18 protein-coding genes and 2 pseudogenes are annotated in these 26828 nt (G+C 71.1%); 10 read left to right on the plus strand and 10 right to left on the minus strand.

Annotated elements, in window-relative coordinates; all coding sequences use genetic code 11:
* Position 1: 1 nt before the first annotated feature.
* Both M2157_RS01565 and M2157_RS01570 read right to left on the minus strand, forming a co-directional pair.
* Positions 2–790, minus strand: coding sequence for an enoyl-CoA hydratase/isomerase family protein (locus M2157_RS01565; RefSeq protein WP_266452198.1), 789 nt, complete (start codon positions 788–790; stop codon positions 2–4).
* Positions 791–900: 110 nt separating this feature from the next.
* Complete coding sequence (locus M2157_RS01570) at positions 901–1956, minus strand: alcohol dehydrogenase catalytic domain-containing protein (protein WP_280864132.1); 1056 nt, start codon at positions 1954–1956, stop codon at positions 901–903.
* A 361-nt stretch (positions 1957–2317) separates the two neighbouring features.
* On the opposite strand from M2157_RS01570, the gene M2157_RS01575 reads away from it, so the two are divergent.
* The 3 genes and pseudogenes from M2157_RS01575 to M2157_RS01585 all read left to right on the plus strand — a co-directional run bounded on the left by M2157_RS01575 (position 2318) and on the right by M2157_RS01585 (position 4732).
* On the plus strand, positions 2318–2431 hold the full coding sequence (locus tag M2157_RS01575; protein WP_225886551.1) for a keywimysin-related RiPP: 114 nt from the start codon (positions 2318–2320) through the stop codon (positions 2429–2431).
* A 153-nt stretch (positions 2432–2584) separates the two neighbouring features.
* Positions 2585–2790 (plus strand): annotated as a pseudogene (locus M2157_RS01580) (asparagine synthase); the annotation flags it as partial.
* A 13-nt stretch (positions 2791–2803) separates the two neighbouring features.
* Positions 2804–4732, plus strand: a complete 1929-nt coding sequence (locus M2157_RS01585) for an ABC transporter ATP-binding protein (RefSeq protein ID WP_280859967.1) — start codon at positions 2804–2806, stop codon at positions 4730–4732.
* 40 nt (positions 4733–4772) lie between these two features.
* On the opposite strand, the pseudogene M2157_RS01590 reads toward M2157_RS01585, so the two are convergent.
* The 7 genes and pseudogenes from M2157_RS01590 to M2157_RS01620 form a co-directional block, all read right to left on the minus strand.
* A pseudogene (locus tag M2157_RS01590) lies at positions 4773–6569 on the minus strand (FAD-dependent oxidoreductase); the annotation flags it as partial.
* Complete coding sequence (locus M2157_RS01595) at positions 6570–7709, minus strand: acyl-CoA dehydrogenase family protein (RefSeq protein ID WP_280864133.1); 1140 nt, start codon at positions 7707–7709, stop codon at positions 6570–6572.
* Positions 7710–7767: 58 nt separating this feature from the next.
* Positions 7768–9336 carry an aldehyde dehydrogenase gene (locus M2157_RS01600; RefSeq protein WP_280859970.1) on the minus strand — a complete coding sequence of 523 codons (1569 nt, stop codon included), beginning with the start codon at positions 9334–9336 and terminating at the stop codon, positions 7768–7770.
* 42 nt (positions 9337–9378) lie between these two features.
* Positions 9379–10719 (minus strand): FAD-binding protein, encoded by a 1341-nt coding sequence (locus tag M2157_RS01605; protein WP_280864134.1) that lies wholly within the window; start codon positions 10717–10719, stop codon positions 9379–9381.
* Between the two features lie 52 nt (positions 10720–10771).
* On the minus strand, positions 10772–13321 hold the full coding sequence (locus M2157_RS01610) for an ATP-binding cassette domain-containing protein (RefSeq protein ID WP_280864135.1): 2550 nt from the start codon (positions 13319–13321) through the stop codon (positions 10772–10774).
* Between the two features lie 11 nt (positions 13322–13332).
* A complete protein-coding gene (locus M2157_RS01615) occupies positions 13333–14202 on the minus strand; it encodes a branched-chain amino acid ABC transporter permease (RefSeq protein ID WP_280864136.1) in 870 nt (289 codons plus the stop codon).
* 202 nt (positions 14203–14404) lie between these two features.
* Positions 14405–15205: an SDR family NAD(P)-dependent oxidoreductase gene (locus M2157_RS01620; protein ID WP_280864137.1), complete on the minus strand. Its 801-nt coding sequence runs from the start codon at positions 15203–15205 to the stop codon at positions 14405–14407.
* Between the two features lie 108 nt (positions 15206–15313).
* On the opposite strand from M2157_RS01620, the gene M2157_RS01625 reads away from it, so the two are divergent.
* The 6 genes from M2157_RS01625 (at position 15314) to M2157_RS01650 (ending at position 22917) form a co-directional block, all read left to right on the plus strand.
* A complete protein-coding gene (locus tag M2157_RS01625; RefSeq protein WP_280864138.1) occupies positions 15314–16354 on the plus strand; it encodes an NAD(P)-dependent alcohol dehydrogenase in 1041 nt (346 codons plus the stop codon).
* A gap of 192 nt (positions 16355–16546) precedes the next feature.
* Positions 16547–17695: a substrate-binding domain-containing protein gene (locus M2157_RS01630; RefSeq protein ID WP_280859979.1), complete on the plus strand. Its 1149-nt coding sequence runs from the start codon at positions 16547–16549 to the stop codon at positions 17693–17695.
* A gap of 231 nt (positions 17696–17926) precedes the next feature.
* Entirely contained in the window at positions 17927–19579 is a 1653-nt protein-coding gene (locus M2157_RS01635) for a GMC family oxidoreductase N-terminal domain-containing protein (RefSeq protein ID WP_280864139.1), read from the plus strand.
* A 5-nt stretch (positions 19580–19584) separates the two neighbouring features.
* A complete protein-coding gene (locus M2157_RS01640; RefSeq protein ID WP_280864140.1) occupies positions 19585–21111 on the plus strand; it encodes a sugar ABC transporter ATP-binding protein in 1527 nt (508 codons plus the stop codon).
* Positions 21108–22202, plus strand: coding sequence for an ABC transporter permease (locus tag M2157_RS01645; protein WP_280859982.1), 1095 nt, complete (start codon positions 21108–21110; stop codon positions 22200–22202). The genes M2157_RS01640 and M2157_RS01645 overlap by 4 nt, the downstream gene beginning before the upstream one ends.
* A 130-nt stretch (positions 22203–22332) precedes the next feature.
* Positions 22333–22917, plus strand: coding sequence for a YrhB domain-containing protein (locus M2157_RS01650; RefSeq protein ID WP_280859983.1), 585 nt, complete (start codon positions 22333–22335; stop codon positions 22915–22917).
* Here M2157_RS01650 and M2157_RS01655 read toward each other — a convergent pair.
* A complete protein-coding gene (locus M2157_RS01655) occupies positions 22899–23495 on the minus strand; it encodes a hypothetical protein (protein ID WP_280864141.1) in 597 nt (198 codons plus the stop codon). The genes M2157_RS01650 and M2157_RS01655 overlap by 19 nt on opposite strands.
* A 122-nt stretch (positions 23496–23617) precedes the next feature.
* Between M2157_RS01655 and M2157_RS01660 the strand changes: the two genes are divergently transcribed.
* Positions 23618–26758 carry a SpoIIE family protein phosphatase gene (locus M2157_RS01660; protein ID WP_280864142.1) on the plus strand — a complete coding sequence of 1047 codons (3141 nt, stop codon included), beginning with the start codon at positions 23618–23620 and terminating at the stop codon, positions 26756–26758.
* Positions 26759–26828: the final 70 nt, after the last annotated feature.

A 26828-nucleotide genomic window follows, 5' to 3' on the forward strand; every position in this document is an offset into this window, starting at 1 on the left:
ATCAGCGCCCCTGCCACTTGGGCTCGCGCTTCTCCAGGAACGCCGAGACACCCTCGGCGGCGTCCTCGGAGTTGAGCGCCACACCCACGGCGAGGTGCTCCATGACCATCAGCGACTGGGTGTCGGCGTCCAGGCTGCGGTCGATGGTCATCTTGGTGAGCCACATCGTGAACGGGCTCTTGTCGGTGAGGTCCCCGATGAAGTCCTCGACCGTCTCGTCCAGCTTGTCGGCCGGGGCGGACTTGTTGATCAGGCCGAACTCGGCGGCCTCGATGCCTGACAGCAGCTTGCCGGTGAGCATCAGCTCCTTGGTCTTGCGGATGCCGATCATGCGCGGCACGCGGTAGATCGGGCCCGCGCCACCGAACAGCGAGCGGCGGATGTGGAAGTCGCCGATCTTGGCGTCGTCCGCGGAGATGGCGAAGTCGCAGGAGATCATGATCTCGAAGCCGCCCGCGGTGACGTAGCCCTCCAGGACCGCGACCGAGGGGGTCTTCATCGAGTAGAGGCGGTCGCACACCTTCGCGGACTTCACCGCGACCTCGATGGCGGTCGACTTGCCGACGAAGTCCGCCTTGAGGCTGTCGAGGTCGAACCCCGAGCAGAACGTGCCGCCACGGCCGCGGAACACCAGGACCCGCAGCTCGGGGTCCTCGTCGACCTCGGTGATGATCTCGTCGAGCCGGTCCAGGATCGGCACCGTGACGCAGTTCTTCTTCCACGGTCGGTTCAGCCAGACGCGGGCGACATGGCCGTCACGCTCGAACTGGATTTCGTCTTCCACTGCCATCTCAGATCCTCCAAACTGAACTGAATTCACTATGAGTCTGCGGAGGGGGTGATCCACTGTCAACCCCCTTGCCGAGATTGCCCCGCAGGACGCCCGCCGGTCCGCCCCGCTCAGTCCCCGCCGGCGTCCGGAATGTCCACGAGGACCTTGAGCCGTCGCCCGTCCCGGACGTCGTGCAACCCGGCGAGGGTGTCGTGGAGGGGGATGTGGTCGAGCCAGCCGTCCACCGGGTAGCGACCGCTCGCCATGTGCTCGATGACCCGCTCGAAGACCCCGTCCGGGTAGGCCTCACAGCCCAGCAGGGCGAGTTCAGCCAGGCGCACGACGGACGCGTCGATGGCCACCGGGCCGGAGTACAGCGCCACCATCACCACCGGCGCCCGGGCGGCCAGCGAGCGGATCGCGGCGTCCAGCGCATCGGCCCGGCCCGAGCATTCGACGGCGGCGTCCACGCCACGCCCCCGGGTGAGGGCCATCGCCTCCGCGGCCACGTCGACGGCGCCGGGGTCGAGCACCCGGGCCCCGTGCCGTTCGGCGGCCGCGCGGCGTGCCGGGGAGGGCTCCACCATCAGCACGTCCTCGACGCCGTGCGCCTTGAACGCGAACAACGCGCCCATCCCGACCGCGCCCGCGCCCGTCACCAGCGCGCTGCCACCACGGGGCACACGGGCCCGCTCCACCGCGTTCAGGGCCACCGCCATCGGCTCCACCAGGGCGCCCTGCTCCAGCGGGACACCGTCGGGCAGTTGGTGCACCGAGTCGGCCGGCACGACCACGTACTGGGCGAGGCCGCCGCCCGGGGCGGTCACACCGATCGCCGCCAGGGCCGTGCACAGGTGGGACAGTCCCGACATGCAGCGCGGACACACTCCGCAGGTGCGGATGGGCCGTACGCAGACCCGGGCGCCGGGCGCGACCCGGTCGGCCCCTTCACCGCAGGTCACCACGGTTCCGGCGAACTCGTGCCCCAGGGTTTGCGGAAGGGTGGCGCCGGTGAGCGGATTGGGCACATGCGTGGCCCGCGGCATCTCGAAGTACTCGTGCACATCGGTGCCGCAGATCCCCGCGTACGCCACGCGGATCTTCACCTCGTCCGGTCCCGGCTCGGGCTCGGCCATCTCCTCGATCCGCAGATCCTTGGCTCCGTACAGCCTGGCGGCCAGCATGCTTCCTCCTCGGTGTCGGTCCCGTACGACACTCCCGAGGTTCCCACTGAACTGAACTGACTTCAATAGAATGACTGACACCCTCACCTACTTCGGTTCAGCCTCCGTCGACCCACCCGATGGGACAGCCCTGTTTTCCGGGAGCCGACGGCCGGCCGACACGTACACCGCCGCGAGATTGGTTGCTGACGCTTCCAATCGACTGCGGTCGACGCTGTTTCCCGCCCAGCTGCCAGATGTGGGCAGTGGGCCAAGTGGGCGCCTACGGGGGAAGAGATCCTTCATCGCAGACGCACGTCGAGGATCACACTCCTGGAACTTTCCAACCGGGCTTCGGGTAGTGGAAAGGAGGTGTTACGACATGCGTGCTTACGAGCGTCCGACGCTGACCCCGATCGGCTCCTTCCGTAAGACCGGCATCGGCTTCAGGGCTGGACCGGAAAGGTTCTGGTTCTTCAGGAGGAGGTTCTTCTGACCCGCCCTCCGTACCCGGGCACCCGGCACGGGCCCGACCGATCCTGTCCGAGTGCCCACAGACACAGGCGGCGGTGGCTGTGGATGCGGCTCCGCCGCCCAGCCCCATGGCTCACCAGGTGGCACGGCGTCAAGGAGAAGCATGGGCACAGGCATGGCCGGTTTTCCCGATTCCAAGGAAGGACCGGACTGGTTCGTCGTCCTTCCGGACTGTGCTTCGGCGGACAGGATCGGCACCGCCCTCCGCCGCCGGGCGCTACAGGAGGTCAGCCACCCATCGGGCCGGCCCTGGCTGCTCGGCCGCTGGTCCTCCGGCATCATGACGGCGAGGCAGGACAGGTGAAGATCGCGGTGCCGGGCCGGCCCACGGGACGTGCTGCGCCTGGTGCGCGGGCACGGCCGGTGGATATGCCTCGCCGTGCTGCTGACCCTGTGCGCCTCGGCGCTGAGCCTGGCCCAGCCGCTGATGGTCAAGCGGGTGATCGAGGCGACCACGTCGGGCGGCTCGATCGGGTACGTCCTGACGCTGCTCGTCGTGGTCTTCCTCGCCCAGGCACTGGTGCAGGGCCTCGCCCAGTTCGTCCTGTCCCGCACGGGCGAGGGGATCGTGCTGGGGGTCCGGCTCGGGCTCATCAGCCATGTGCTGCGGCTGCCCATGGCCGTGTACGACCGCCACCGCATCGGCGATCTGATCTCGCGCACCAGCACCCACAGCACCACCCTGCGGCTGCTCGTCGCCGAGGGCTTCACCGAGGCGGTGACCGGTGCCATCGGGCTGGTCGGCGTGGTGGCGCTGATGATCTGGCTCGACTGGCAGATGTTCCTCGTCGTGCTGGGCATGGTGGCGATCGCCGCCGTGATCGTCGCCTCGGTGCTGCGCGGCATCGAGACGGCGTCGTTGTCCACCCAGCGGGCGACAGGCCTGATGACCGCTGATCTGGAGCGCGCCCTCGGTGCCATCCGTACCGTCAGGGCCAGCCGCGCCGAGCAGCGCGAGTGCGACCGCATCGCGGGCGGCGCCAGGTCGGCCTGTACGGGCAGCGTACGGATGGCGAAGCTGGACGCGATGGTGACACCGGCGATCCAGCTGGCCGTGAAGGGCTCGTTCATCGTCGTGCTCCTCATCGGCGGCATGCGGGTCGCCGACCGGCAGGGGTCGATCGCCGACCTCGCCGTCTTCCTGCTGTACATGATTTATCTGGTGGAGCCGATCGGAACGCTCTTCCAGTCCCTGAGCACCATGGAACAGGGCATGGGCGCGTACCGCAGGGTCACGGAAGTGATGACGCTGCCCACCGAGCAGGACACCGTGCCCCGGCCCGGGACTCCGGCGTCCTACCGGGCGGGCAGCGACGGCGGACGGCCGCGAGCACCCGTGCTGGAGTTCCGGGACGTGTGGTTCGGCTACGCACCACGGCGCCCCGTCCTGCGCGGCGTCACCTTCGAGGTACCGGAGCACTCCCATGTCGCCCTGATCGGCAACTCCGGGGTCGGCAAATCCACCGTCTTCGCATTGATCGAGCGGTTCTACGACCCCGATCGCGGCCGGATCCTCTTCGACGACCGCAACATCGGGACGCTCGGCCGGTCCGACCACCGGGCCCGGGTCGGCCTGGTGGAGCAGCATGCCCCGGTGATGTACGGCACGCTGCGGGAGAACCTGACCTACGCCGTCCCGGAAGCCGGACAGGACGAGCTGGACCGGGTGGTCGAGCTGGCGCACCTCACCGACCTGGTCGACCGCCTCCCGCAGGGCCTGGAATCCGACGCCGGGGAGCACGGCATGGCGCTCTCCGGTGGCGAGCGCCAGCGGATCGCGATCGCCCGTGCCCTGCTGACCCGGCCACGCCTGCTGCTGCTGGACGAGCCGACCGCCCATCTGGACGCAGTCAGCGAAGCGGCGCTCCGCAGGTCGATCCGGGAGACCGCGCAGGAGTGCACGCTGCTGGTGATCGCCCACCGCATGTCGACCATCCGCGCCGCGGACCGGATCGTCGTGCTCGACGCGGGCCGCGTGGTCGCCACGGGCACCCACGATGAACTGCTCGACGGCAGCGAGCAGTACCGCCTGCTCTCACGCGCTCAGGAAACGGACATTCTTTCCGGTTGGCCGACCGCCAGGCAGATCGCCGACCGCCGCCTCATCAAGGGCATCCTCCGGAGCGAAGAACAGTGCGGGCTCATGGCAGATTCGCCGCGACCGCCTCCGCGGCCGCACGCCCCTCCGCGAGGGCGTGCGCGATGCGGCGCGGCACGACACAGTCGCCGATGGCGCGGACGGTCTGGCCGTCGGCCGCGGTGAAGTCCGGGCGGCGCGGGCGGCGTTCGCCGACCGTCACCAGGAGGTCGGCGGCGAGGAGCGTCTCGTGGCCGTCCATGACGTTGCGCAGGCGCAGTTCGCCGGCCGTCGTGGCCGTCACGGTGTTCATCGCGGCGATGCGGAGCGGCGCGCCGGTGAGGCGGGTCATCAGCTGGGTGCGGTTCTCCGGTGACAGGCCGGTCGCGAACCCGGTGCCGGGGGTGACGACCGTGACCTCGCGAGCACCCGCCGCCAGCGCGCTCTCCACGGCGCTGATGCCCTGCCACCAGCCGAAGCCGTCGTCCAGGACGGCCACCCTGGGCGCGCGCGGCACGAGGTCGGCGTACTGGTCGAGGAAGTCCGTGCTGGTGAGCGTGGGCAGCTCCCCCGGCACGGGGACGACCGTCTCCTCGGCGCCGGTGGCGAGCACGAGCTGGGCGTACTCGGCCAGTTCGGCGGAGGTCACGGACGCACCGAGCCGCACGCGCACACCGAGGTCGGCGAGCTGGTCGCGCTGGTATGCGACGAGCTTCTGCCAGCCCGAGCGGTGCGCGGCCAGGGCAGCGAGACGCGCCTGACCGCCGGCCTCCCGGGCACGGTCGAAGACGACGACCTCGACGCCGGTACGGCCGAGAGCCATGGCGCACTCCATGCCCGCGGGGCCCGCGCCGATGACGGCGACAGGTCCGGCGCCGGATGCGCGCCGGGTCAGCAACAGCGGTACGGCCGGGCGGGACGTGGCTCCCGGCGGGGCGAGCTCGGGGTTCACCGAGCAGGACCCGGTGGGCTCGAAGGTCCGGCAGCCCTCGTTGCAGCCCGTGCAGGGGCGTACGGACCGCTCGTCCCCAGCGATCACCTTGCGGGCGAAGTCCGGGTCCGCCATGAAGGGCCGTGCCATGCCCACCAGATCGGCCCCCGAGTCCAGCGCCCGCTCGATGTCGGCCACCGACCGGAACCCCTGGCTGATCAGCAACGGCACCGCGATCGCCGTACGCAGCCGGGCCACCGACTCCAGCAGGGGTGGGCGGGTGGTGGCCATGCCGGGGACGTAGGTGTTGCGGACGCCGGTGGTGACGTTGGCGTAGGCGAAGGGCGATGCCTCGTACAGGCGCGGAAGGAGCTCGGTCAGGTCGTCCAGGCCGAGCCCGGAGTTGTCTCCGGGTTCCACCGATAGCCGTACGCCGATGGGGAGTCGGCCGATCTCGGTGCGGATGGCGTCGATCACCTGGGCGAGCAGGGCGATACGGTCGCCGTACTCGTCGTCGCGGGTGTTGTTGACGCGGGAGAGGAACTGGGCGAGCAGGTAGCCGTGGCCGGCGTGCAGTTCGACTCCGTGAAAGCCGGCCTGCACACTGTTCGCCGCCGAGACGCGGAAGGCGTCGACGACTCGGCGTACCTCCTCCGCGCTCAGCGGGTGCGGCGCGGTCGCCTCACGAGGGGAACGGACGGCGGCAGCGGAGACCGGGGCGTAGTAGGTGCCCGCGCCGAGGGTCTCGCGGCCGAGGTGGACGAGCTGCGCGATCGCGACGGCGCCGCCTTCGGTGATGGCCCCGGCGCGGCGGCGTACGGCGTCCTTGATCTCGGGGCGCCATGCCTCGGTCAGGTAGCGCTGCGGCAGGGTCGACTCGGGGGCCACGGCGGTGCCCCCGGTGATCACCATCCCGGCGCCGCCCCTCGCCAGTCGCCGCCAGTAGGCATGGTCGGTGTCGGTGGGGGCGCCGTCGGCGACGGCGGCGATGGCGTGAGCGGTGGCGACCAGGCGGTTGCGGAGGGTGAGATCACCGAGGGTGAAGGGCGTGGCGAGGGTGACGTCGGTGCCGGGTGTCATGTCCGTGCCCATTCAGGCTGCGGGTCGCGTGGTGAGGCCGACGAGTTCGGCAAGCCGGGTGCGGTGCTGGTCCGAGGTGCCGAACAGCACCTCGCTGCTCCGTGCCCGGCGCACGTACAGGTGTGCCGAGTGCTCCCACGTGAAGCCGATCCCGCCGTGCAGCTGGACGTATTCGGCCGTGGCCAGGCGGTAGGTCTCGGAGCAGACCGCGGCCGCGGCGCTCGCGGCCACCGGCAGTTGCGGTGACGCGAGGGCCACGCAGGCGGTCGCGTACGCGGATGCCGAGCGTGCTGCCTCCAGGGCTACCAGCACGTCGGCGAGGCGGTGCTTGACCGCCTGGAAGGAGCCGATGGGGCGCCCGAACTGCTGCCGCTGGGCGACGAATTCGACGGTGGCGTCCAGCGCGTGGCCGCTGCCGCCGACCTGCTCGGCGGCGAGCGCGGCCCGCCCGGCGTCGAGTGCCGCCGTCACCTCACCCGACTCGCCCACGGGTGTGGCCGGTGCGCCACGGAACTCCACCAGCGCCTGGCGGCGCGTCTCGTCCAGGACACGGCGAGGTGTCCGCGGGCAGGTGTCGTCGGCCGGCTCGCAGGCGAACAGCCGGGCGCCCTCGGCGGTTTGGGCCCGGACCACGATCAGATCCGCGCCGGCTCCGTCCAGGACGAAGTCGGCCGCCCCGCGCAGCACCCACGCCGGCCCGCTCCGCTCGGCGACGACGCCGACGCCGGGCTCGGCCTCCTCGAACCCGGCCACCGTCGCGGTGAGCGTGCCGGCCGCGATCCGCGGCAGATAGCGCGCGCACGCCTGTTGGTCCGCACTGTTCAGCAGGGCGTGCGCGGCGAGGACCACGGTGGGGAGCAGTGGCGCGCAGTACAGCGCACGCCCTGACTCCTCCAGAGCCACGGCCAGTTCGGCGAAGGTGAAACCGGACCCGCCGAACTCCTCGGGAATCGCCAGCCCATGCACCCCGATCTCACCCGCGAGCCGCGCCCACAGCTTCTCGTCGTGGCCGCGCGGCGTGGCCAGGTGCCTGCGGACGGCCTCCGGGCCGCTCTCCTCGGTGAAGAAGTCCCGTAGAACCGTGCGCAGTTCCCGCTGTTCCTCGGTCTCGGACAGCAGCTGGGGGTCGATGTCGGGGTGACGTTGGTGCATGGGGTCTCCATCGTGCTCGGGTGGCGGAGAGGGAGTGGGCGACTGACGGGGGCTGAGGTCAGCCGGCGGAGCCGCGCGTCCCGGGTCCGGTTCCGTGGGGAACGTTCCTGGTGACCGACTCCGGAAGTTGCTGGCTCGGGTCGATCGAGATCGTCTTCGTCTGCAGGTACTCCTCCACGGCGTAGGGACCGTGCTCGCGTCCGATCCCCGACTTCTTGAACCCGCCGAACGGCGAACCCAGGTCGGCCGCGAACGTGTTGACCGAGAACGTGCCGGTGCGCACGCGCCGGGCGACCTCGAAGCCGTGTGCCGCGTCCGCCGTGAACACGGAGCCCGCCAGCCCCAGGTCACTGTCGTTGGCGATGCGGATGGCGTCGTCCTCACCGCGGTGCGGGATGAGTGAGGCGACGGGTCCGAAGATCTCCTCCCTGGAGACCCTCATGTCGTTGTGGGCGTCGGTGACGAGTGTCGGCTCGTAGTACCAGCCGCGCTCCAGGTGCGACGGGCGGTGGCCACCGTAGGCGATCGTCGCGCCCTCCTTGCGTGCCACATCCACGTAGTACTCGACGCGTTGCCGCTGTCGGGAGGTGACCAGCGGTCCGACCACGGTGTCGGCTTCCATGGGGTCGCCGACCTTGAGCGAGGCGAAGCCATCGGCCAGGGCCTCCGCGTAGGCGCGGTACTGGGACTCGGGGACCAGCAGGCGCGACAGGGCGACGCAGCTCTGGCCCGCGTTGGTGCCGGCGGTGGCCCCGACGAGGGTGGGCAGTACGTCTTCCAGCTTCGCGTCCTCGAGGACGATGGCCGCGGACTTGCCGCCGAGCTCCAGCACGCACGGTCGGACGAGTTCTCCGCAGGCCGCCGCGATCTTGGCGCCGACCTCGGCCGAGCCGGTGAAACTGACCATGTCCACACCGGGGTGGCGCACCAGGTACTCGGACTCCGGGGCGCGCGCCGCGACGATGTTCAGGACACCGGGCGGCAGGCCGATCTCCTCACAGATCTCGCCGATGACGAAGATGGCCAGCGGGTTGGGCTCGGTGACCTTGACGATGACGGTGCATCCCGCGACCATCGCCGGCCCGGCCTTCTGACCGATCGCCGGGAGCGCGAAGTTGTACGCCGGGAAGCTGGCGACCACGCCGACGGGTTCCTTGACGACAAGGCTGGCACCCGCCATGGGGATGATGCTGCCTCCCGCCGACTTGCCAGCGAGCGAGGAGAGGTCGCTGATGCGCACCTCGGCGGTCTGCAGGCTTCGGCCGATCTCGGCGGCGTAGTTGAAGCTCATGACGGGCGCCACGGCCTGGTAGACCTGCGACAGGAACAGCGTGCAGCCGAGTTCTTCGGTGATCAGCTCGGCGAGCTCGGTCTGCCGCCTCTCGATCCCGTCGGCCAGACGCGAGAGATAGCCCGCTCGCTCCGCGGGGGTGAGCCGGGGCCACTCCCCTTCGTCGAACGCGCGCCGGGCGGCGCCGACCGCGGCGTCGATGTCCTCCTTGGAGGCGGCCGGGACGCTCCCGATGCGCAGCTCCGACCTCGGGGAGATCACGTCGAAGCGGTCCGTGCCCGAGGCCGCTCTCCACGCCCCGTCGATGAAGAAGGCTTTGTGATCGATCGTTGTCATCTTGGACTCCTGCGAGGGTGGTGAGGTCGTCGACCGGCGTGGTCAAGGACGTTGAGTTGGTTCAGTGGCGGTGTCCGCGGCCGTGAGGCCGAAGACGAGGGCCGCGGCGAGGCCGCCCGCGTACGCGCGGTGCCACAGGCCGCCGGTGTCCGATCCGGCGGCGAGCAGGCCCGGGATCGGCCGGCCGTCCTCGCCGAGCACGCGGGCCTGGTCGTCGATGCGCACGCCGTGGAACGGGAAGGTGATCGCGGGCTCCGTCTCGATGACGTAGTACGGCGGTTCGTCCAGCGGCAGGCTGTCCAGCTCCCGGCCGGGCGAGGGTGCCGATCCTGCCGAGGCCTGCTCGTTGAACAGCTTGACGGCGTTGCGGACGGTCTCGCCGTGGTAGCCCCATTCCTCGGGCAGGTAGGCCAGTTCATCGAGGTCTTCGGCGAGCCCGGTACGGCCTCCCCGCTTGCTCGCGAGGGCGAACTTGTCGACGGCGACGGCACCTTCGACGTACGAGCCGACGATCCAGTCGCGGAAGACGCGGGCGTCGGCGATCAGCAGACCGCGGCTTTCGGGCTGGTCGAGCAGCGCCATGGCCGTGAGGTGGTCGCCCAGCGTCTCGTCGGCGAACCGCTCGCCCCGCAGATTGAGGAGCAGGGCGTGCTCGCTGTAGTAGAGCGACATGTCGACGAAGTCGGCAGGGTCGGCGAACGGGATGCCGCTGGGAATGAGGTGGCCGTAGAAGCCGGCGTCGTCGTGACCGGTCGCCGCGCCGGCCTGGGTTGCCAGACGGTAACCGCCGCCGCGGCTGTGCGGGTTGGAACGGAGCTGCATCCGGTCGGCGTGGGGGTGCACGTGCGCGGTGCGGAGGGCGGGGTCGCCCTGGAACCCGCCGGTCGCGACGAGTGTGGTGCGGGCGCGCACATGGCTCCGCGTGCCGTCGGCCGCTCTCAGGTCCGCTCCGACCACGGCTCCCCGCTCGACCACCAGCCGTTCGGTGTCGGTCTCCAGCAGCAGTTCGCCGCCGCCTTCGACGATCAGCCGTCGGCAGGTGTCGACGTAGTGGTGGGTGTCGAACTGGTGCCCACGGCCGAAGCTGAGAACGCGTTGTGCGTTCTTGGCCGCCACGCCGACGGAGCGGATCCAGGAGATGCCGTCCGCGAACCGGTCCACCAAAGCGCGCTTCAACTCTCGGCCTCCGCGCGGATTGTGCCGGTCCATGACCTCGTGACTCGGGGCGGTCCACGCGTACCCGGCGAAGCGTGCCGAGCCGCCGACGTCCGCGCCGATCTCGACGATCATGACGGACAGGCCGCTTCGGACGGCGCGGGCGCCGGCGGTCAGCCCCGCCATTCCCGCGCCGATGATCAGCAGATCCACGTCTTCCGTGCGCACGCCACTCTCCTCAGGGGCCAAAGGGAAATCTCGCTACGGGATCCGGGCTGTCTCAGCGCTGTCGGACCGGTACGGCGGCATCGTCCTCCCCGTCGAAGTAGGCCTGTTCGGCGCGGGCGAGGAAGCTCGGGTCGGCGGGTTCGCCACGGACCGCGATGCCGCCCTCGTGCAGCACGACCACCTCGTGGCAGGCGGACGCGGCGCGGCCGAGGGACTGCTCCAGCAGGACGATCGTCATGCCCTCGCGGGCAAGGCGGCCGATACGGGCGTACACCTCGTCGGCCATCGCGGGGGACAGTCCGAGCGCCGGTTCGTCGACGATCAGCAGGTCCGGCCGCGCCATCAGGGCGCGGGCGATCGCCAGGACCTGCTGCTCGCCTCCGGAGAGGCCGGCGGCGGGGATTCCCATACGTTCGCGCAGTCGTGGTGGCAGCCACTGCGTGGTCTCCGCGAGCCGCGCTCGCAGCTCGGCTCCGCGGATGCCGGCGGCGTAGGCGGCGACCTCCAGGTTCTCGCGCAGGGACAGTGTCTTGAACAGGGCGCGTCCCTCGGGCACCAGCGCGGTGCGCAGGTCGCCTCCGGCGTTTCGGCGGCCCCGGGTGGGCGGGAGGGTCCCGTGCAGGATCCTGCCCAGGGTGCTTTTGCCCGCGCCGTTGGCGCCGACGACTCCGAGCACGCTGCCCCGGGGGACGGTGAGGCCGACCTCGCGCAGCGCGGTGACCCCGCCGTAGGCGTGGTCCACTGCGTCGAGGTGCACGGCGGGGCTTTTGGTGCCGTCGCGGGCGGGGAGTTCGTCCCGTGTGCCGCCCTCGCCGAGGTAGGAGGAGCGCACGCGGGGGTCGTCCAGGATCTCGCCGGGGCCGCCCTCACCGATCGGCCGGCCGAAGTCGAAGGCGACCACCCGGTGGGCGACGGCGAACAGGTCGTCGAGGACGTGGTCGATGATCACGACGGCTGTGCCGTGTTCCTGTTGCCGCACGATCTGCCGTGTCAGCAGTGTGCGTTCGGTGGCGTCGAGGCCGCCGAACGGCTCGTCCAGGATGAGCAGTCCGGGTTCCTCGGCGAGCGCCCGGGCGAGGTCGAGCCGCTTGTGGAGGCCGAACGGCAGCTCGGCCGGGTAGCGGTCCGCGACGTGCGCGAGACCGAAGCGCTCCAGGAGCTCGGTGGCCCTGTCCCGGTCGTGTGCGGTGATACGGCGGCGGGTGCAGAGCACGTTCTCCAGGACGGTGAGCTCCGGGAACGTCTCGGCGTGTTGGAAGGTTCGCCCGATGCCGAGCCGCCGGCGGGCGGTGGCACGGCTCTTCAGCAGGGGCTTGCCCGCGTAGTGGGCGCTGCCCGCCACGCGTCCGCCTCCGACGAGTCCGGACAGGACGTTCAACAGGGTCGTCTTTCCGGCGCCGTTGGGCCCGATGACGGCGAGGGTCTCGCCGGCCCGCACGGACAGGGAGGCACCCTCGAGCGCTTTGAGCCCGCCGAAGGTGACCGCGATGTCCTCAAGTCGCAGCACTTCGTCCGCGGTTGGCGCCGGTGCCGGCACGCGCTGCGGGGACTCCTCTGACGGTTCCACCGGTGTCGCGGGGCGCGCGGACGGTCGTCGCAGCAGCCGGCGTGCCGTCCGTCCGAGGAAGAGCACCACTCCGCCCGGCAGGAACAGCAACGCGGCGATGAGGACGACCCCCTGAAGGATCGGCTGTGCCACTCCCGCGCTTTCGGCCACCGTAGGGGCCCAGGTCAGGTACGCGCCGCCGACGACCGCGCCCAGCAGCGTGCCCGCGCCGCCGAGTACGCACGCGGAGATGAGTGCGATCGCCAGGGCCAGGGAGAAGGGGTCGGGGCTGACGAATCCGACGACCAGGGCGAGCAGCACGCCCGCCAGTGCGGCGAACACGGCACTGACCGCGAAGGCCAGCGCCGACTGGGCCTCGGGTGCGATGCCGATCGAGCGGGCGGCCATCGGATGGGACTTGGCGGCGACCTGCCGCATCCGCAGGGCGCTGGGCCGGGCCACCGCGGCCAGCGCGAGCGCGATCCCGGCCGCACCCACCGCGAGGTACTGCGCCTGGGTGCCGGCGCTGGCCAGGGTGCCGAGACCCAGGGCACTGTCCAGTTGCTCCATCGGAATGCCCTGGTCGCCACCGGTCACGCCGGTCCACTGGCCCATGACCTCCAGCGACACCATGGTGAACGCGAGCGTGAGCAGCGCGACGTACAGCATCGAAAAGCGGGCCCCAGCGGCCCCCAGGAACGCCCCGAGGGCCGCGGCGCACACGGTCGCGCCGAGCAGCACGAGCTCCAGTGACCAGCCGTGCGTGCTGCCGTACGCCGCGAAGTAGGCGCCCAGGGCGAAGAACGCGGGATGGGCGATCGACCAGATGCCGGCCCACCCGGCGAGCAGGTTCACCGAGAGGACGAGGATCGTGTAGACGGCCGCGAGGCCCACGGAATACGCCTGGTAGGGCGGGATGGCCCCGGTGTTCAGTACGACGAGGAGCACGGCCGCGGCGAGCGGTCCGAGCGCCGCCTTGGCGGCGGTGGAGCGGCTGACGAGCGAGAGGGTGGAACGGCTGACGAGGGAGTTGCCGGAACGACTGACGAAGGACATGTACCGCTCCCTCAGACCCGCTGGAAGGTGCGTACCCCGAACAGCCCCTGCGGGCGGATCAGCAGCACGAGGATGGTGAACGAGAAGACGAACGTGTCGCGGTAGCCGGCCGAGACGTAACCTGCTGCCAGGTTGTCCAGGACGCCGACCGTCAGTCCGCCGATGACGGCCCCGTACATGCTGGTCAGACCGCCGAGGAAGATCCCGGCGAAGGCGCGGAACAGCGGTGCGCTGAGCACGGCCGGCACGAGTCCGGCCCGGGGCGCGTACAGGAAGGCGGCGAGCGCCGCGAGGCCGAGCCCGAGCGCCCAGGCGATCCGGGCGATGCGCTGCGAACCGAGGCCGAGGATCCGCGCGGTGTCGGCGGATTCCGCGACGGCGCGCATCGCGGTGCCGATGCTCGTGCGTCCGAAGAGATACGCCACCAGAGCCATCGCGACGGCGGCCACAGCGATGGTCAGCAGACTCTGTGCCGGTATCGCGGCGCTCCCCAGGGAGACCGAGCCCTCCACCAGGCTCGGGAAGAGCCGTGGCTGGTCGTCCCAGATCGTGCTGATGGCGCTCTCCGCGATGAGCGAGACGCCCATGGTCATGACGAGCGCCGAGAGGAGTTCTCCCTGCGCGAGCGGCCTGATCACCGCCTCCCGGGCCACCAGGCCGACCGCGGCGGTCGTGACGATCGCGGCCACGGCGGCCAGCAGCAGGGGCAGACCGCGTTCGTTCAGCGCCAGTGCCGCGTACAGCCCGAGGGTCGCCAGGCTGGCGAGGGCGAAGTTGACCACGTCGGTCGCCCGATAAATGATCACCAGCCCGAGGCCCATCAGGCCGTACACCGCGCCGCTGGCAAGTCCGCTCACCAGGATGAGCAGGAACTGATCCACGTCGACCTCTCCTCGCAGTCCTCACATCCGCACCCGCGCGCCCGGCACACTCAGCGCTGCCCGCGCGCATTACAAACTGAACTCAATTCATGAACCGTAAGCAACGCACCGGGGAGGGGCAATACCCGTGCACGGGTTGGTTCGAGCGCTTTCGACCATGGACGGCCGGGACCTGCGCCCCCGGCCTGGCCGACCCATCGGATCAGGCCGTGAAGCGGCCGCCGTTGGCCAGCAGCACCGCGCCGACCAGGTTCGCCGAGGCCTCGCTCGCGAGGAACAGGGCGATGTCGGCGATCTCCTCGGGCGTCGCGTAGGGGCGCACCCGGGGGTCGGCGAAACCGCTGCGCAGGATCTCGGGCGTGCGCGCCGCCATCCCGGTCTCCGTCGGGCCCGGCGCGACCACGTTCACCCGGATCCCGGACGCGATGACCTCCTTGGCCACCGCCTGGCTCAAGGCGTGCACTCCCGCCTTGGAGGCCGCGTAGTGGGGATATCCGACCGGGGTGTCGAAGGCCGAGGAGGAGCCGATGACGACGATCGCACCCGCCCTCACCGGCCGCATCGCCCGTACCGCGGCCCGCAGCACGTGGAAGGTGCCGTCCAGGTTGATGCGCGTGACGCGCCGCCAGGACGCGTCGTCGAGCCGATCGGTCACCTCGATGGGCCGCCCCTCGACGAGGGCGTCCGCGATGAGCTGCTTGGCCTGCGGGTCGTCGACGCCCGCGGCGTGCACCACCACGTCCAGCCGTCCGTGTTCGCGCAGTACGTCCTCGACGACCGCGTCGACCGCGGCGGCGTCCGCCACGTCGAGCGACACCGCACGGCCGGCCGTCAGCTCCTTGGCGACGGCCTCGACTCCCTCGCCGTTCACGTCCGCGGCGACCACGGCGCGCGCCCCCTCGGCGGCCATCTGCCTGGCGACCGCCGCCCCCATCCCGGAGGCGGCTCCCGTCACCAGTACGACGCTGCCCTCGAACCGGGTCCCTCGCTCGTTCCCGCCCATCGCGCACTCCCTGTCGGCCGCGTTTCGCCGCCGCCTAATCGTTACTGAACTGACTTCATCTCTGTTATCGTCTCGGCCGGTCAACTGACAAGACCCGGGACGGTGTGCATGCAAGCGGTGCGGCTTACTGAATGGGGACGGGAACCGGCGCTCGCCGAGCTGGAGCGGCCGGTCCCGCGTGGAACCGAGGTGCTGGTGCGGGTAGAAGCCGCAGGGCTGTGCCAGTCCGACGTCCATGTCATCGACGCGGCCGAGGGAGCACTCCCCTACCGGCCGCCGTTCACCCTCGGCCACGAGGTCGCCGGCCATGTGGCGGCCCTCGGCCCTGAGGCCGAAGGGACGGCGGCGGGTGAGCGCGTGGTGGTCTACGGGCCGTGGGGCTGCGGGAACTGCACCCGCTGCGCCGCAGGCCGGGACAACTATTGCGACCGCCGGGGCGACCTCGGCTGGCACGGGGTCGGGCTCGGCCGGGACGGCGGGATGACCGAGTACCTCCTCGTCCCCTCCGCCCGCCACCTGGTGCCGATCGGTGACCTGCCCGCCACGCAGGCGGCGCCGCTCTCCGATGCGGGCCTCACGTCGTATCACGCCCTCGCCGGAGTGCGGCACGCGCTCGGCGAGGGCACCGCCGCCCTGGTCATCGGTGTCGGCGGGCTCGGGCACCTGGCCGTCCAGATGGTGCGTGCGACCACCCCGAGCCGGGTACTGGCCGTCGACATCCGGGAGGAGGCGGTGGACCTCGCCCTGCGCTCCGGCGCGCATCTCGGCGTCCCGATGGGGGCGGACACGGCCAAGGTGCTCAGGGCGGAGACCGGCGGTGTGGGAGTCGACGCCGTACTCGACTTCGTCGGCAACGAGGCGACGTTCGCCCTCGCCGTCCAACTGCTGCGCCCCGGCGGGGAACTGGCGGTGGTCGGCAGCGGCGGCGGCCGGCTGACGGTACGCAAGCCGGGCTTCCTTCCCGCGGGTTTCCGGCTCTCCCTGCCGTTCTGGGGCACCCGTCCCGAACTCGCCGAGGTCATCGCCCTGGCACGCGCGGGCTCACTCCACGTCGAGACGGAGCAGTTCCCGCTGTCCGCGGCACCCGAGGCGTTCGACCGGCTGCGCCGGGGGCGGGTGCGAGGCCGGGCGGTTCTGCTGCCCGACTGACACGTGCTCTCGCCTCTCCGCCGACCGACGCCGGCTGACGCGACTGACGTTGCTGGTTGACGAGACTCGATCAATCGTGTGCACGACTGTTGCCTGCCGGACCCCGCGCGCTTACATTCACCTGAACTGAACTCAGGTTGCACGGCATGGAGGCACGGCGTGAGCCGTAGCCCGGTCGACAGGAGAAGTGCCATGAGTCGTCGCAGAACCAGCTCCAAGGGCCGCACCCGCGCCACAACGGCCCTGTTCACCACCGCCGCGCTCCTCGCCCTGGCGGCGTGCGGCGGCAACGCCGACGCCGGGACCTCGGCCAAGGCGGCCGGCGGCAACCCCGCCGGCGTCAAGGCGGCCGAGCAAGTCCTCGCCCAGTACTCCAAGCGCCCGACGAGCATCGGCATCACGCAGCCGGTGGGCAAGCCGATCCCGACGGGCAAGAAGATCGACTTCATCCTGTGCGGCGTGCAGTCCTGCCAGGACCTGGCGAACTACTTCACCGAGGCCGCCAAGGTGCTCGGCTGGAGTGTCAACAAGATCCCCACCCAGGGCACCCCACAGTCGGTCCAGGCCGCCTGGACGCAAGCGGTGCGCGACAAGCCCGACGCGGTCATCGCCTCCGGCTTCCCACGCAGCGTGTTCGCCAAGCAGCTGAAGCAGCTCAAGGGCATGAACATCCCCGTCGTCGAGTCCTCCACGGACGACACCGCGGGCGACGGCATCAGCATGCTCATCGACGGGCCCGACGTCGTGGACATCGAGGGCAAGATCATGGCGTCCTGGGTGACCTCCGACAGCAAGGGCGACGCCGACACCGTCTACTTCGACATGCCGACCTTCGGCATCCTCAAGCCGGTCGCCGACGCCTTCCGCAGCGACTACGAGAAGTGGTGCGCGGGCTGCGGGTACGACAAGGTCGACGTTCCGATCAGCGCCATCGGCAAGGACATGCCGGACCGCGTGGTCTCCTACGTCCGCGCGCACCCCAAGGTCACCCACATCGTCTTCTCGCTCGCCCTGCTCAACGTGGGCGTGCCGGCCGCACTGCGGGCCGCCGGACTGCAGAACAAGGTCCACACGATCGTCAACGTCGGCGAGTCCACGAACTACCAGTACATCGAATCGGGTCAGACACAGGCCGCCGTCGCGTTCAACAACATCGAGAACGCGTGGGCGCAGGCCGACGGGCTGGCACGGCACTTCACCGGCCAGTCGATGCAGGTGACACAGGACGCCCAGCTGCCGTTCATGCTCATCGACAAGGACAACCTGATCTCGACGAAGACGCAGTTCCCGCTCGTCGAGGACTACCAGGCCCAGTTCAAGAAGCTGTGGGGCAAGAGCTGACGTCCGTTTCCCGACGTCCCCGCCACGGCCCTCCCCCACATCACTGATCCTTCGCAGCACAGACGCTTCGCAGTACTGAAGCTACTTCAGCTTGGCTCACCACCCGATCGCGCGACGAGGCGCACATGGGAGTCACCTCATGTCCACACAGCTGCTCAATCTCATACGTTCCCGCCCACTGGAGAAGGACCTGACCGTCGCCGAGAGCCCGCGAGTGGAGGTGGGCGCGTGATGGGCAAGGTGATCGAGGCCGACTGGGTCGTCGTCGGCGGTGGCAGCGCGGGAAGCGTGCTGGCCGCCCGGCTGAGCGAGGACCCCACCCAGGAGGTCGTGCTCCTGGAGGCCGGACCGGACTGGCGTTCCGCCGAGGCCCCGCCCGAGATGCGCAGCATGAACGGCTGGCGGGCGCTGGACGAGACGGCGTGCGCACCGTTCCAGTGGCCCGGTCTGGAGTCGCGGCGCAGCAGCGCCCAGGAGCGCCGCCCGCACGTACGCGGCCGGGGCCTGGGCGGCTCGTCGTCGGTCAACGGAATGATCGCCATCCGCGCGCTGCCCGACGACTACGACCGCTGGGCGTCCTACGGCTGTCCCGGCTGGTCCTACGAGGAGATGCTGCCGTACCTGCGGCGCATGGAGAGCGACACGGACTTCGGCGACCGGCCCCACCACGGCGCCGACGGCCCGATCCCGGTACAGAGGCTCGGGCGCGAGGCGTGGGGCCCCGCCGACCATGCCCTCGCCGAAGCCGCGCTGGGTATCGGCCACCCGTGGTGCGACGACCACAACGGGCCCACCGGCACCGGCGTCTCGCCCTACGGCATCAACTCCCGCGACGGCGCCCGGGTCACCGCCAACGACGGCTACCTGGAGCCCGCCCGGCAGCGGCCGAACCTGCGGATCGTGGGTGACGCGACGGTCGACCAGGTGATCGTCGAGGGCGGTCGCGCGGTCGGTGTGCGAGTGCGCGTACTAGGCACCTGGACGCAGGTCCGCGCCGCGCGGGTCGTGCTCTGCGCCGGGGCCGTGAACTCCCCCTCGATCCTGCTGCGTTCCGGCATCGGACCGGGCGGCCCGGTGGCGTCGCTGCCGGTCGGAGAGGGCATGCAGGAGCACCCGCTGGCGCTGTTCTGGCTCCACCAGCGCCCCGAGGCACGGCCCGGCCTGGACGAACGGCAGACCAACTGCTGTCTGCGCTACTCGTCCGGTCTCGCGGGCGCGAGCGAGAACGACATGATGATCGTGTCGATCAACCAGACCCTCGCCCTGCCCGACATGAACGACTCGCACCTGGTGGCCGACGGAGCCCGCGGCACCTGGGGCGGTGCGGGCGGCGGCCACGCCTCGGGCGGTCCCGGGCTGCTCTGTCTGTGGGCCAACCAGGAGTTCTCCCGCGGCACCCTGCGCCTGGACTCACCCGACCCGGACGTCCACCCCGTCATCGAACAGAACCTCCTGAACGACCCCGGGGACCTGACACGGATGCGGGATGGCGTCCACCGCTGCCTGGAACTGCTCCGCTCCGGTTCGTTCGACACCGCCTTCGAGCACATCGCCGTCGACCTCGCCGGCACCGGCACCAACGCGCTCACGGACGACACCGCCATCGACCAGTGGCTGCTGGAGACGATCGGCGACACCGGCCACATCTGCGGCACCTGCCGCATGGGCGCGCCCGACGACCCGCGCACGGTGGTCGACCCGACCGGCCGCGTGCTCGGCGTCGAAGGGCTGTGGGTCGCCGACGCCTCGGTCTTCCCCGAGGTGCCGCGGGCCAACACCAACCTGCCGACCATCGCCGCCGCGGAACGGCTCGCCGACCTCATGACAGGTCGCACGAACCCGACCACCGCCGTCGAGGACCTGGCCGTACAGGGCGGGTCGTGACCGGGATGACGGACACAGTGACGACAAGCCCGGTGCTGAGCATCACCGGACTGTCCAAGCGTTTCGGCGGGACCCAGGCACTGAGCGACGTCGACCTGGACATCGCGCAAGGCGAGATCCACGCCCTGGTCGGCCCCAACGGCTCCGGCAAGTCCACCCTCATCAAAATCCTCGCCGGCTACCACCAGGCCGACGCGGGAGCCGACGCCCGCCTGGACGGCGAGCCCTTCGACCTCGGCTCGGACCACGACCGGCTGCGCTTCGTCCACCAGGAGCTCGGCCTGGTGGGCGAGTTGAGCGCGATGGACAACCTGGCGCTCAGCCGGGGCTTCGCCCGCAGCCGCCTCGGCAACATCCGCTGGCGCGAGCAGGAGCAGCGCACCGTGGAACTCGTCCACCGGTTCGGCCTGGACATCGACGTACGCCGCCCCCTGGTGGACGCCACGCCCGTGCAACGCACGGTGGTGGCCATCGCCGCCGCGCTCCAGGGCTGGGAGGCCGACCAGGGCCTGCTGGTGCTGGACGAACCGACCGCCGTCCTCCCGCCGGGCGAGGTCGGCAAGCTCCTGGACATCGTGCGGGAGGTACGCCGGGGCGGGGCGAGCGTGCTGTACGTGTCGCACCGCCTCGACGAGATCTTCCAGGTGGCGGACCGGGTGACCGTCATCCGGGGCGGCCGGCGCATCGCCACCCGGCCCGTACAGGGGCTGACCCCGCAGAGCCTCGCCTCCCTCATGTCGGGCGAGGCGACGGAGCGTTCCGCCCAGCGCCCGAAGGTCCCGTCGACTTCACGGTCCGGCGAATCCGCGCTTGAAGCCCGGGAGTTGACCGGCGGTCCGCTCCGGGGGCTCGACTTCTCCCTGGCCCGGGGTGAACTGCTCGGTATCGCCGGGCTCGCCGGTTCCGGTCACGACGTACTGCCCTACGTCGTGACCGGCGCCTGGCCCGGTGACGTCCAAGGGCAGTTGCGCTGTCCCGCCCGGTCGCCGGAGTGGTCCGACGCCTCCCGCGCCGCCCGCCTCGGCATCCCCCTGGTGCCCGGCGACCGGGCCGCCCACGGTGTGATCGCCGCTTTCAGCGTCGCCGAGAACCTCACGCTGCCGCTGCTGTCCCGGTTCCGTACGGGACGGCGCTTCCTCGACGGCCGGCACGAGGCCGCAGTCGTCGACGACTGGGTGGACCGGGTCGGGATCCGTACCGCCGGCCGCGACGCCCCGATCACCACACTCAGCGGCGGCAACCAGCAGAAGGTCGTCATGGCCCGCTGCCTGGCCCTCGAACCCGAGGTGCTGGTGCTGTGCGAGCCGACCGCCGGTGTCGACATCGCCACCCGGCTCCAGCTCTACGACCTGATCAAGGAGCAGGCGGCCCAAGGGCTCGGCGTCATCGTCTCCTCGTCGGACGTGGGCGACCTGCTCGCCTTGTGCACCCGGGTCCTCGTACTGCGCGACGGCCAGGTCGTACGGGAGATCGCCGGCGACGCCATCACCGAGCCGACGCTCGTCCATGCCATGGAAGGAACCGAAGCATGAGCACCACCGCCGCCGACCCCACCGGCACCGGCCCGTCCCTCGGCGAGCCGACCGAGGCGCCACCCGCCGCGCCGCCGACTCGCCCCCCGCTGGGACGCCGTGCCCTTACGGGACTGTCCTTCACGAACATCGGCGCGGTCTACGTGTGGATCGTGATCATCGTCGTGTTCTCATTCTGGGCGCCCGACACGTTTCCCACCTGGCAGACCTTCCAGCAGGTGCTCAACAGCAACGCGGTGACCGGCCTGGTCGCGTTGAGCGTGGTGCCGCCGCTGGCCGCGCGCGTCTTCGACCTGTCCATCGCCTACACGATGTCGCTGACCGGAGTCATCACCGCCAAGGTGATCATTTCCACTGACATCGGCGCCGGGGGCGCGATCGCCCTCGCCATGGGCACCGCCCTGGTGATCGGTGTGATCAACGGAATCGTCGTGGTGACACTGCGGGTCGACTCGTTCATCGCGACACTGGCGACCGGGTCGCTCATCCAGGCGTTCATCACGATGTTCACCGACGGCACGTCGATCACCGGCGTCAAACTCCTGCGTGAACCCTTCGCGAGCATCGGGCAGAAGAGCGCGGGCGGCTTCACCATCCCCGTCCTCTACCTCCTGGTGGTGGCGATCGCGCTGTGGTTCGTCCTGGAGCACACCGCGACCGGGCGCCGCCTGTACGCGACAGGCTTCAACTCGGACGCGGCACGTCTGCAGGGCGTGCCCACCGACCGCCTTCGCTTCCTCACCCTCGTCGCCTCCTCTGCCATCGCCGGATGCGCGGGCGTCGTCTTCGCCTCGCAGATCGGCTCGGGCTCGCCAGAAGCCGGCACGCCCTATCTGCTGTCCTCGTACGCCGCCGCCTTCGTCGGCGCCACCCAGCTGCGCGCCGGCCGCTTCAACTCCTGGGGCACGGTCATAGCAATCCTCCTGCTGGGCACCGGGACGGTAGGCCTCGGCCTCGCCACCTCCGCCCAGTGGGCCCCCAGCCTGTTCACCGGTCTCGTCCTGATCATCGCCCTGGTCGTCACCGGCGGACGGCTCGGCCTCCGCACCCGCCTGACCCGACGCCGCGCGCCTCGTAAGGAGGCCGCTTGAGCGTACTGGCGCAGAGGACTCGTTCCGCAGCCGCCGTATTCCGGAGCAGGGTCCATCAGCCCCTCGCACGCCGCGCTGGGCCGTGGGAATTCGCTGGTCGGCAGAAGGGCCGGTACGGGATGCTGCACGCGTGATCGAGCGAGAAGCCGCCGTTCGGGCTGTCGAAGAACAGCTGGAGCGTGAGTATCAGCAGTGGCGGGCTGTGAGTGCGGACGCGATGCGGATGGCTGTGGTCCATGTCGAGGAGCACGAACTGGTGTGGATCGTCTACTGGCAGTCCGAGGAGTTCGTACGCACTCGGGACCAGGGGCACATGCTGGTCGGCAATGGGCCGTACCTGGTCGACCGCGTCGACGGGGGACTGCACCGGATCGGCGTCGTCTCCGCACATACTGGCGAGTGGGAGAGCGACTATCGGGCCCGGATACGTGGGCTGCCGGTGCGCACCGCGGTAGACGACCTACACGAGGCGCTCTGCGGAGTCGCCGCTGCGCGCGGACGCATGCAGGCTGTGCGGACACTGCGCCAGAGGCTGCCGATGTTCTCGCCCGCGCAGGCCATCGAGTACGTGAGCGCGCTGCTCGACGGTAGTGCGCCCGCGCGCCTCGTGGCCGTCGCCACCAAGGCACTCGTCGAGCCTCTCGATCCGGTACTTGCGGTGAAGACCATTCTGAGTGGAGCGGTGATCCGAGCCGGTCAGAGACCCGAGGGGTGACGGGAAAGCCAGTCGGCATGCCGATCGCGCATCCGGTCCCGTTCGTCGGGCGTGGCGAGGAAGACGTCGGCGCCACCGTCGTAGGGGTGGTGGATGCGCTGCATGCGGGTGTCGGTGATGAGGACGCCCGCCACCTTGTCGTCGGCGATGTCTCGGAGCAGCTCGTCGATGCAGCCGCGCCGCCAGGGCCTGCGGGCGGCGAAGAGATGGCAGTACGTGCGGAACTCAGGGTCGGGATCGTCCTCCACCAGCAGGCTCCGCCAATACTCGGTGACGGCTTGCGATGAGGGAACCTCGGCTTCGGTCGTCCAGAGCGGTGTGATCACATACACGTCCGCGCCGGCGAACAACTCATCGAGGACGGTGTTGTAGCGCTCCAGGACGACGGTGTGCTCGCTATCGTCCTCCGCGTACCGCTGACTGTCGCTTCGCACCAGCTGCTGATGTAGCCCGTCCAGTCGGGCTTGACGAAGTTCGTCCAGTCCGTCGACCGTCTCGAAGGCCACACGGCTACGACGCGGGCAAGGGGAATCAACGGCCGCAAGCGCCACCTGGTCGTCGACACCCGCGGCCTCCACTCATGGTCACCGAGCGGTGTGGCACAGGCGCTCCGTGACGCCTGACCGTAATGCCCGTATCCTCGTCAATGCCAGGCTCTCTTCCGAGCAACGGAGTGTCGCGGCAGCAAGTGAGGCGAAGCGTGGTTCGGTCCGGCGAGGAACCCCAGCCGGCGGGACGTGCGACGGACGGCACGGGGCCCGCCAGTCTGCGTGAGCTGTTCCTCCAGGGCGAGCCGGTCGCGGAGGGCGTACGGACGTCCATCCTGAATTCGTGGCAGCGCTCGCGCTCCCTGGGCCTGTCGCCGGACACGGTCGACCTGCCCTACCGGGAGGATTTCGACCCGGGAGGCCGTATCGTCCGGGCGGCCGTGCCGGTGCTCGACCGGCTGCAGGCCGCGTTCGCCGGGAGCCAGGTCAACATCTCCGTCGCCGACGCGAACGGGACGGTGCTGCTGCGGCGCTTCGGGGACCCGTCGATGTCCAGGAGCCTGCCGGCCATCCAGGTCGTGCCCGGGTTCGTGTTCGCCGAGCAGGTGGCCGGCACCAACGGCATCGGGCTGGCCCTGGCGGAGCGGCAGCTCATCCGCGTCTACGGCGCCGAGCACTTCGCGGAGCGCTCGCAGCAGAGCGCCTGCGTCGCGCTGCCCGTCCGGGACCCGCTCAGCGGACGCATCGAGGGCGTCTTGTGCCTGGGTTATCCGCGTGGCTTCGAGCGGCCCGCCCTGGGCGTCGCCATCCGCAGGGCGGCGGAAGGCATCGAACGACGGCTTCTGGCGCAGAGTTCCGCGCACGAGGGCGCCCTGCTGCGGACGTACCTGGCCGCCGGGGCCGGAACCGGCGCGCCGCATCGCGGCGTGGCGATGGACGCGCTGGCGAACGAGTTCCGTTCCCGTGACGAGGCGATTCTGAAGGAGAAGGCCGCCGAGCTGATCTCCGGCGCGCAGCGGGGTGCCGTCGAGGTGGCCCTTCCCGGCGGCCGGCGGGTGACCCTCGTGAGCCGCCCGGTGACGAGCAGCTCCGGCGTGCGGGGCATCGCCATCGAGGCCGTGCTGCCGGGCGCCCCGGTGGGGCAGCCGCTTGCCGTGCCCCACCAGACGGACGAGCTGTCCACCCTCACCGCCCCGCTCTCGGCCGCGCGTCCGGCGATCATCTTGCCGCCCGGCCACCTTGAGGCGGTCCGCGGCCCGGTCATCACGGCCGACGGAGACGCAGGCCCGGCCGGGCGGCACGCGAGCGCCGAGCCCGGCGCGGCCCTCTCGGCGGCAGGCGACGGGCGCCGGGTCGGCCCGGTCGCGGGCGACGGTGACCGGGGTTCCGCCGAGCCGGACGCGGCCGGTGGTCACCACCGGGCTGCCGAGCCCGGCACGGTCGGCAGGAGTCAGGGCGTCGCCGGGCCCGACACGCTCGGCAGGGGCCAGGACGTCGTTGAGTCGGGCATGGTCGGCAGGAGTCAGGGCGTCGCCGAGCCCGGCGCGGCCCTCACCACTCGCGGGGGCCAGAGCGCTTCCGAGCCCGGCCCGCCCCTCGCGGCCGGCGGAGGCCGGGGCGAGGCGGATGAGATCTCCGAGGCGGCGTTCCCCGCCCGGGCGCTGGTGATGCTGGGAGAGCCGCACGTCGGGGCCTACGCCCTGGCCGCGCGCCGGCGTCTGGAGCTGCTGTCCGAGGCCAGTACCCGCATCGGCACCACCCTGGACGTGCGCCGCACCGCCGAGGAACTGGCCGAGACCGCGGTCCCCGGACTGGCCGACTTCGTCACCATCGACCTCCCCGACGCCGTGCTGCGCGGCGAGGAGTCCGCAGAGCCCCTCGCCGACCTGCGCCGTACGGTCCTGCACGGCATCCGAGAGGGCCTGCCCTTCACCGCGCTCGGCGAGCGCATCGACTTCGGTCCGACCACGCCCCAGCTGCGCTGCCTCACCAGCAGCGAGGCCGTGCTGGAACCGGACCTGAAGGCCGCCGCGGGCTGGCTCGCCCAGGACCCCGAGCACACCGCGCGCCTGCTGGCCCACGTCCAGTCCCTCATCGCGGTCCCGCTGCTCGCCCGCGGTGTCGTCCTGGGCATCGCCAGCTTCTACCGGTTCGGCGCCTCCTTCGGGGACGACGACCGCTCCCTGGCCCAGGAACTCGCCTCCCGTGCCGCCCTGTCCATCGACAACGCCCGCCGCTACACCCACGAACGCAGCATGGTCCTGGCCCTGCAGCGCCGGCTCCTCCCCCAGGGCCTGCCCGACCAGGACGCCGTCGAGGTCGCCCATCGCTACCTGCCCGCCGAGTCCGACGTGGGCGGCGACTGGTACGACGTCATCCCCCTGTCCGGCTCCCGCGTCGGACTCCTCGTCGGCGACGTCGTCGGCCACGGCATGCTCTCCGCGGCCACCATGGGCCGCCTGCGCACCGCCGCCCGCAGCTTCGCCGAGCTCGACTTCCCGCCCGACGAGGTCCTCACCCACCTGGACAACCTCGTCGGCCGCCTGGACCGGGAGGACCCGGACGGCAAGGGCGCCGGCGTCATCGGCGCGACCTGCCTCTACGCCATCTACGACCCGACCACACAGCGGTGCCTGATGGCCCGCGCCGGGCACCCGCCGCCCGCGCTCGTGCACCCCGACGGCACCGTGACCTACCCCGAACTCCCCGCCGGTCCCCCGCTCGGCCTCGGAGGCCTGCCCTTCGACGCCGCCGAGGTCGATCTGCCCGCGGGCAGTCAGCTGGTCATGTACACCGACGGGCTCATCGAGGACCGGCACCGTGACGTCGACGAGGTCCTGGAGCAGCTGCGCGAGGCCCTGGCCCGCCCCGAGCGCGCCCCCGAGGAGACCTGCCGGGTGGTCCTGGACACCGTCGCACCCGCGCACCCGCACGACGACATCGCCCTGCTCGTCGCCCGCGTCCACGCCACGGACCCCGACCGGATCGCGGGCTGGGAGATGTCCGCCGACCCGGCCCTCGTCGGCGAGGTCCGGGCGTCCGCCATGCGGTGGCTGTCCGACCGCGGACTGGAGGAGGCCGCGTTCGCCGCGGAGCTGATCCTCAGCGAGCTGATCACCAACGCCATCCGGCACGGCGCGGAGCCCATCCGGGTGCGGCTGCTCTACGGCCGGACCCTGATCTGCGAGGTCTCCGACGCCAGCAACACCGCCCCGCACCTGCGGCGCGCGGCCAGTACCGACGAGGGCGGCCGCGGTCTGTTCCTCGTCGCGCAGCTCTCGCAGAGCTGGGGCACGCGCTATCTGCCGGAGGGCAAGGTGATCTGGGCCGAGTGCGGGCTCGACGCCGCGTGACAGGCGACCGGCCCCATGCCGACCCCTTTGCCGTCCAGTTTCCCGTCCAGGAGGGCGCCCCATCGGTGTC

The sequence above is a fragment of the Streptomyces sp. SAI-127 genome (genome assembly GCF_029894425.1).
Lineage (GTDB): Bacteria > Actinomycetota > Actinomycetes > Streptomycetales > Streptomycetaceae > Streptomyces.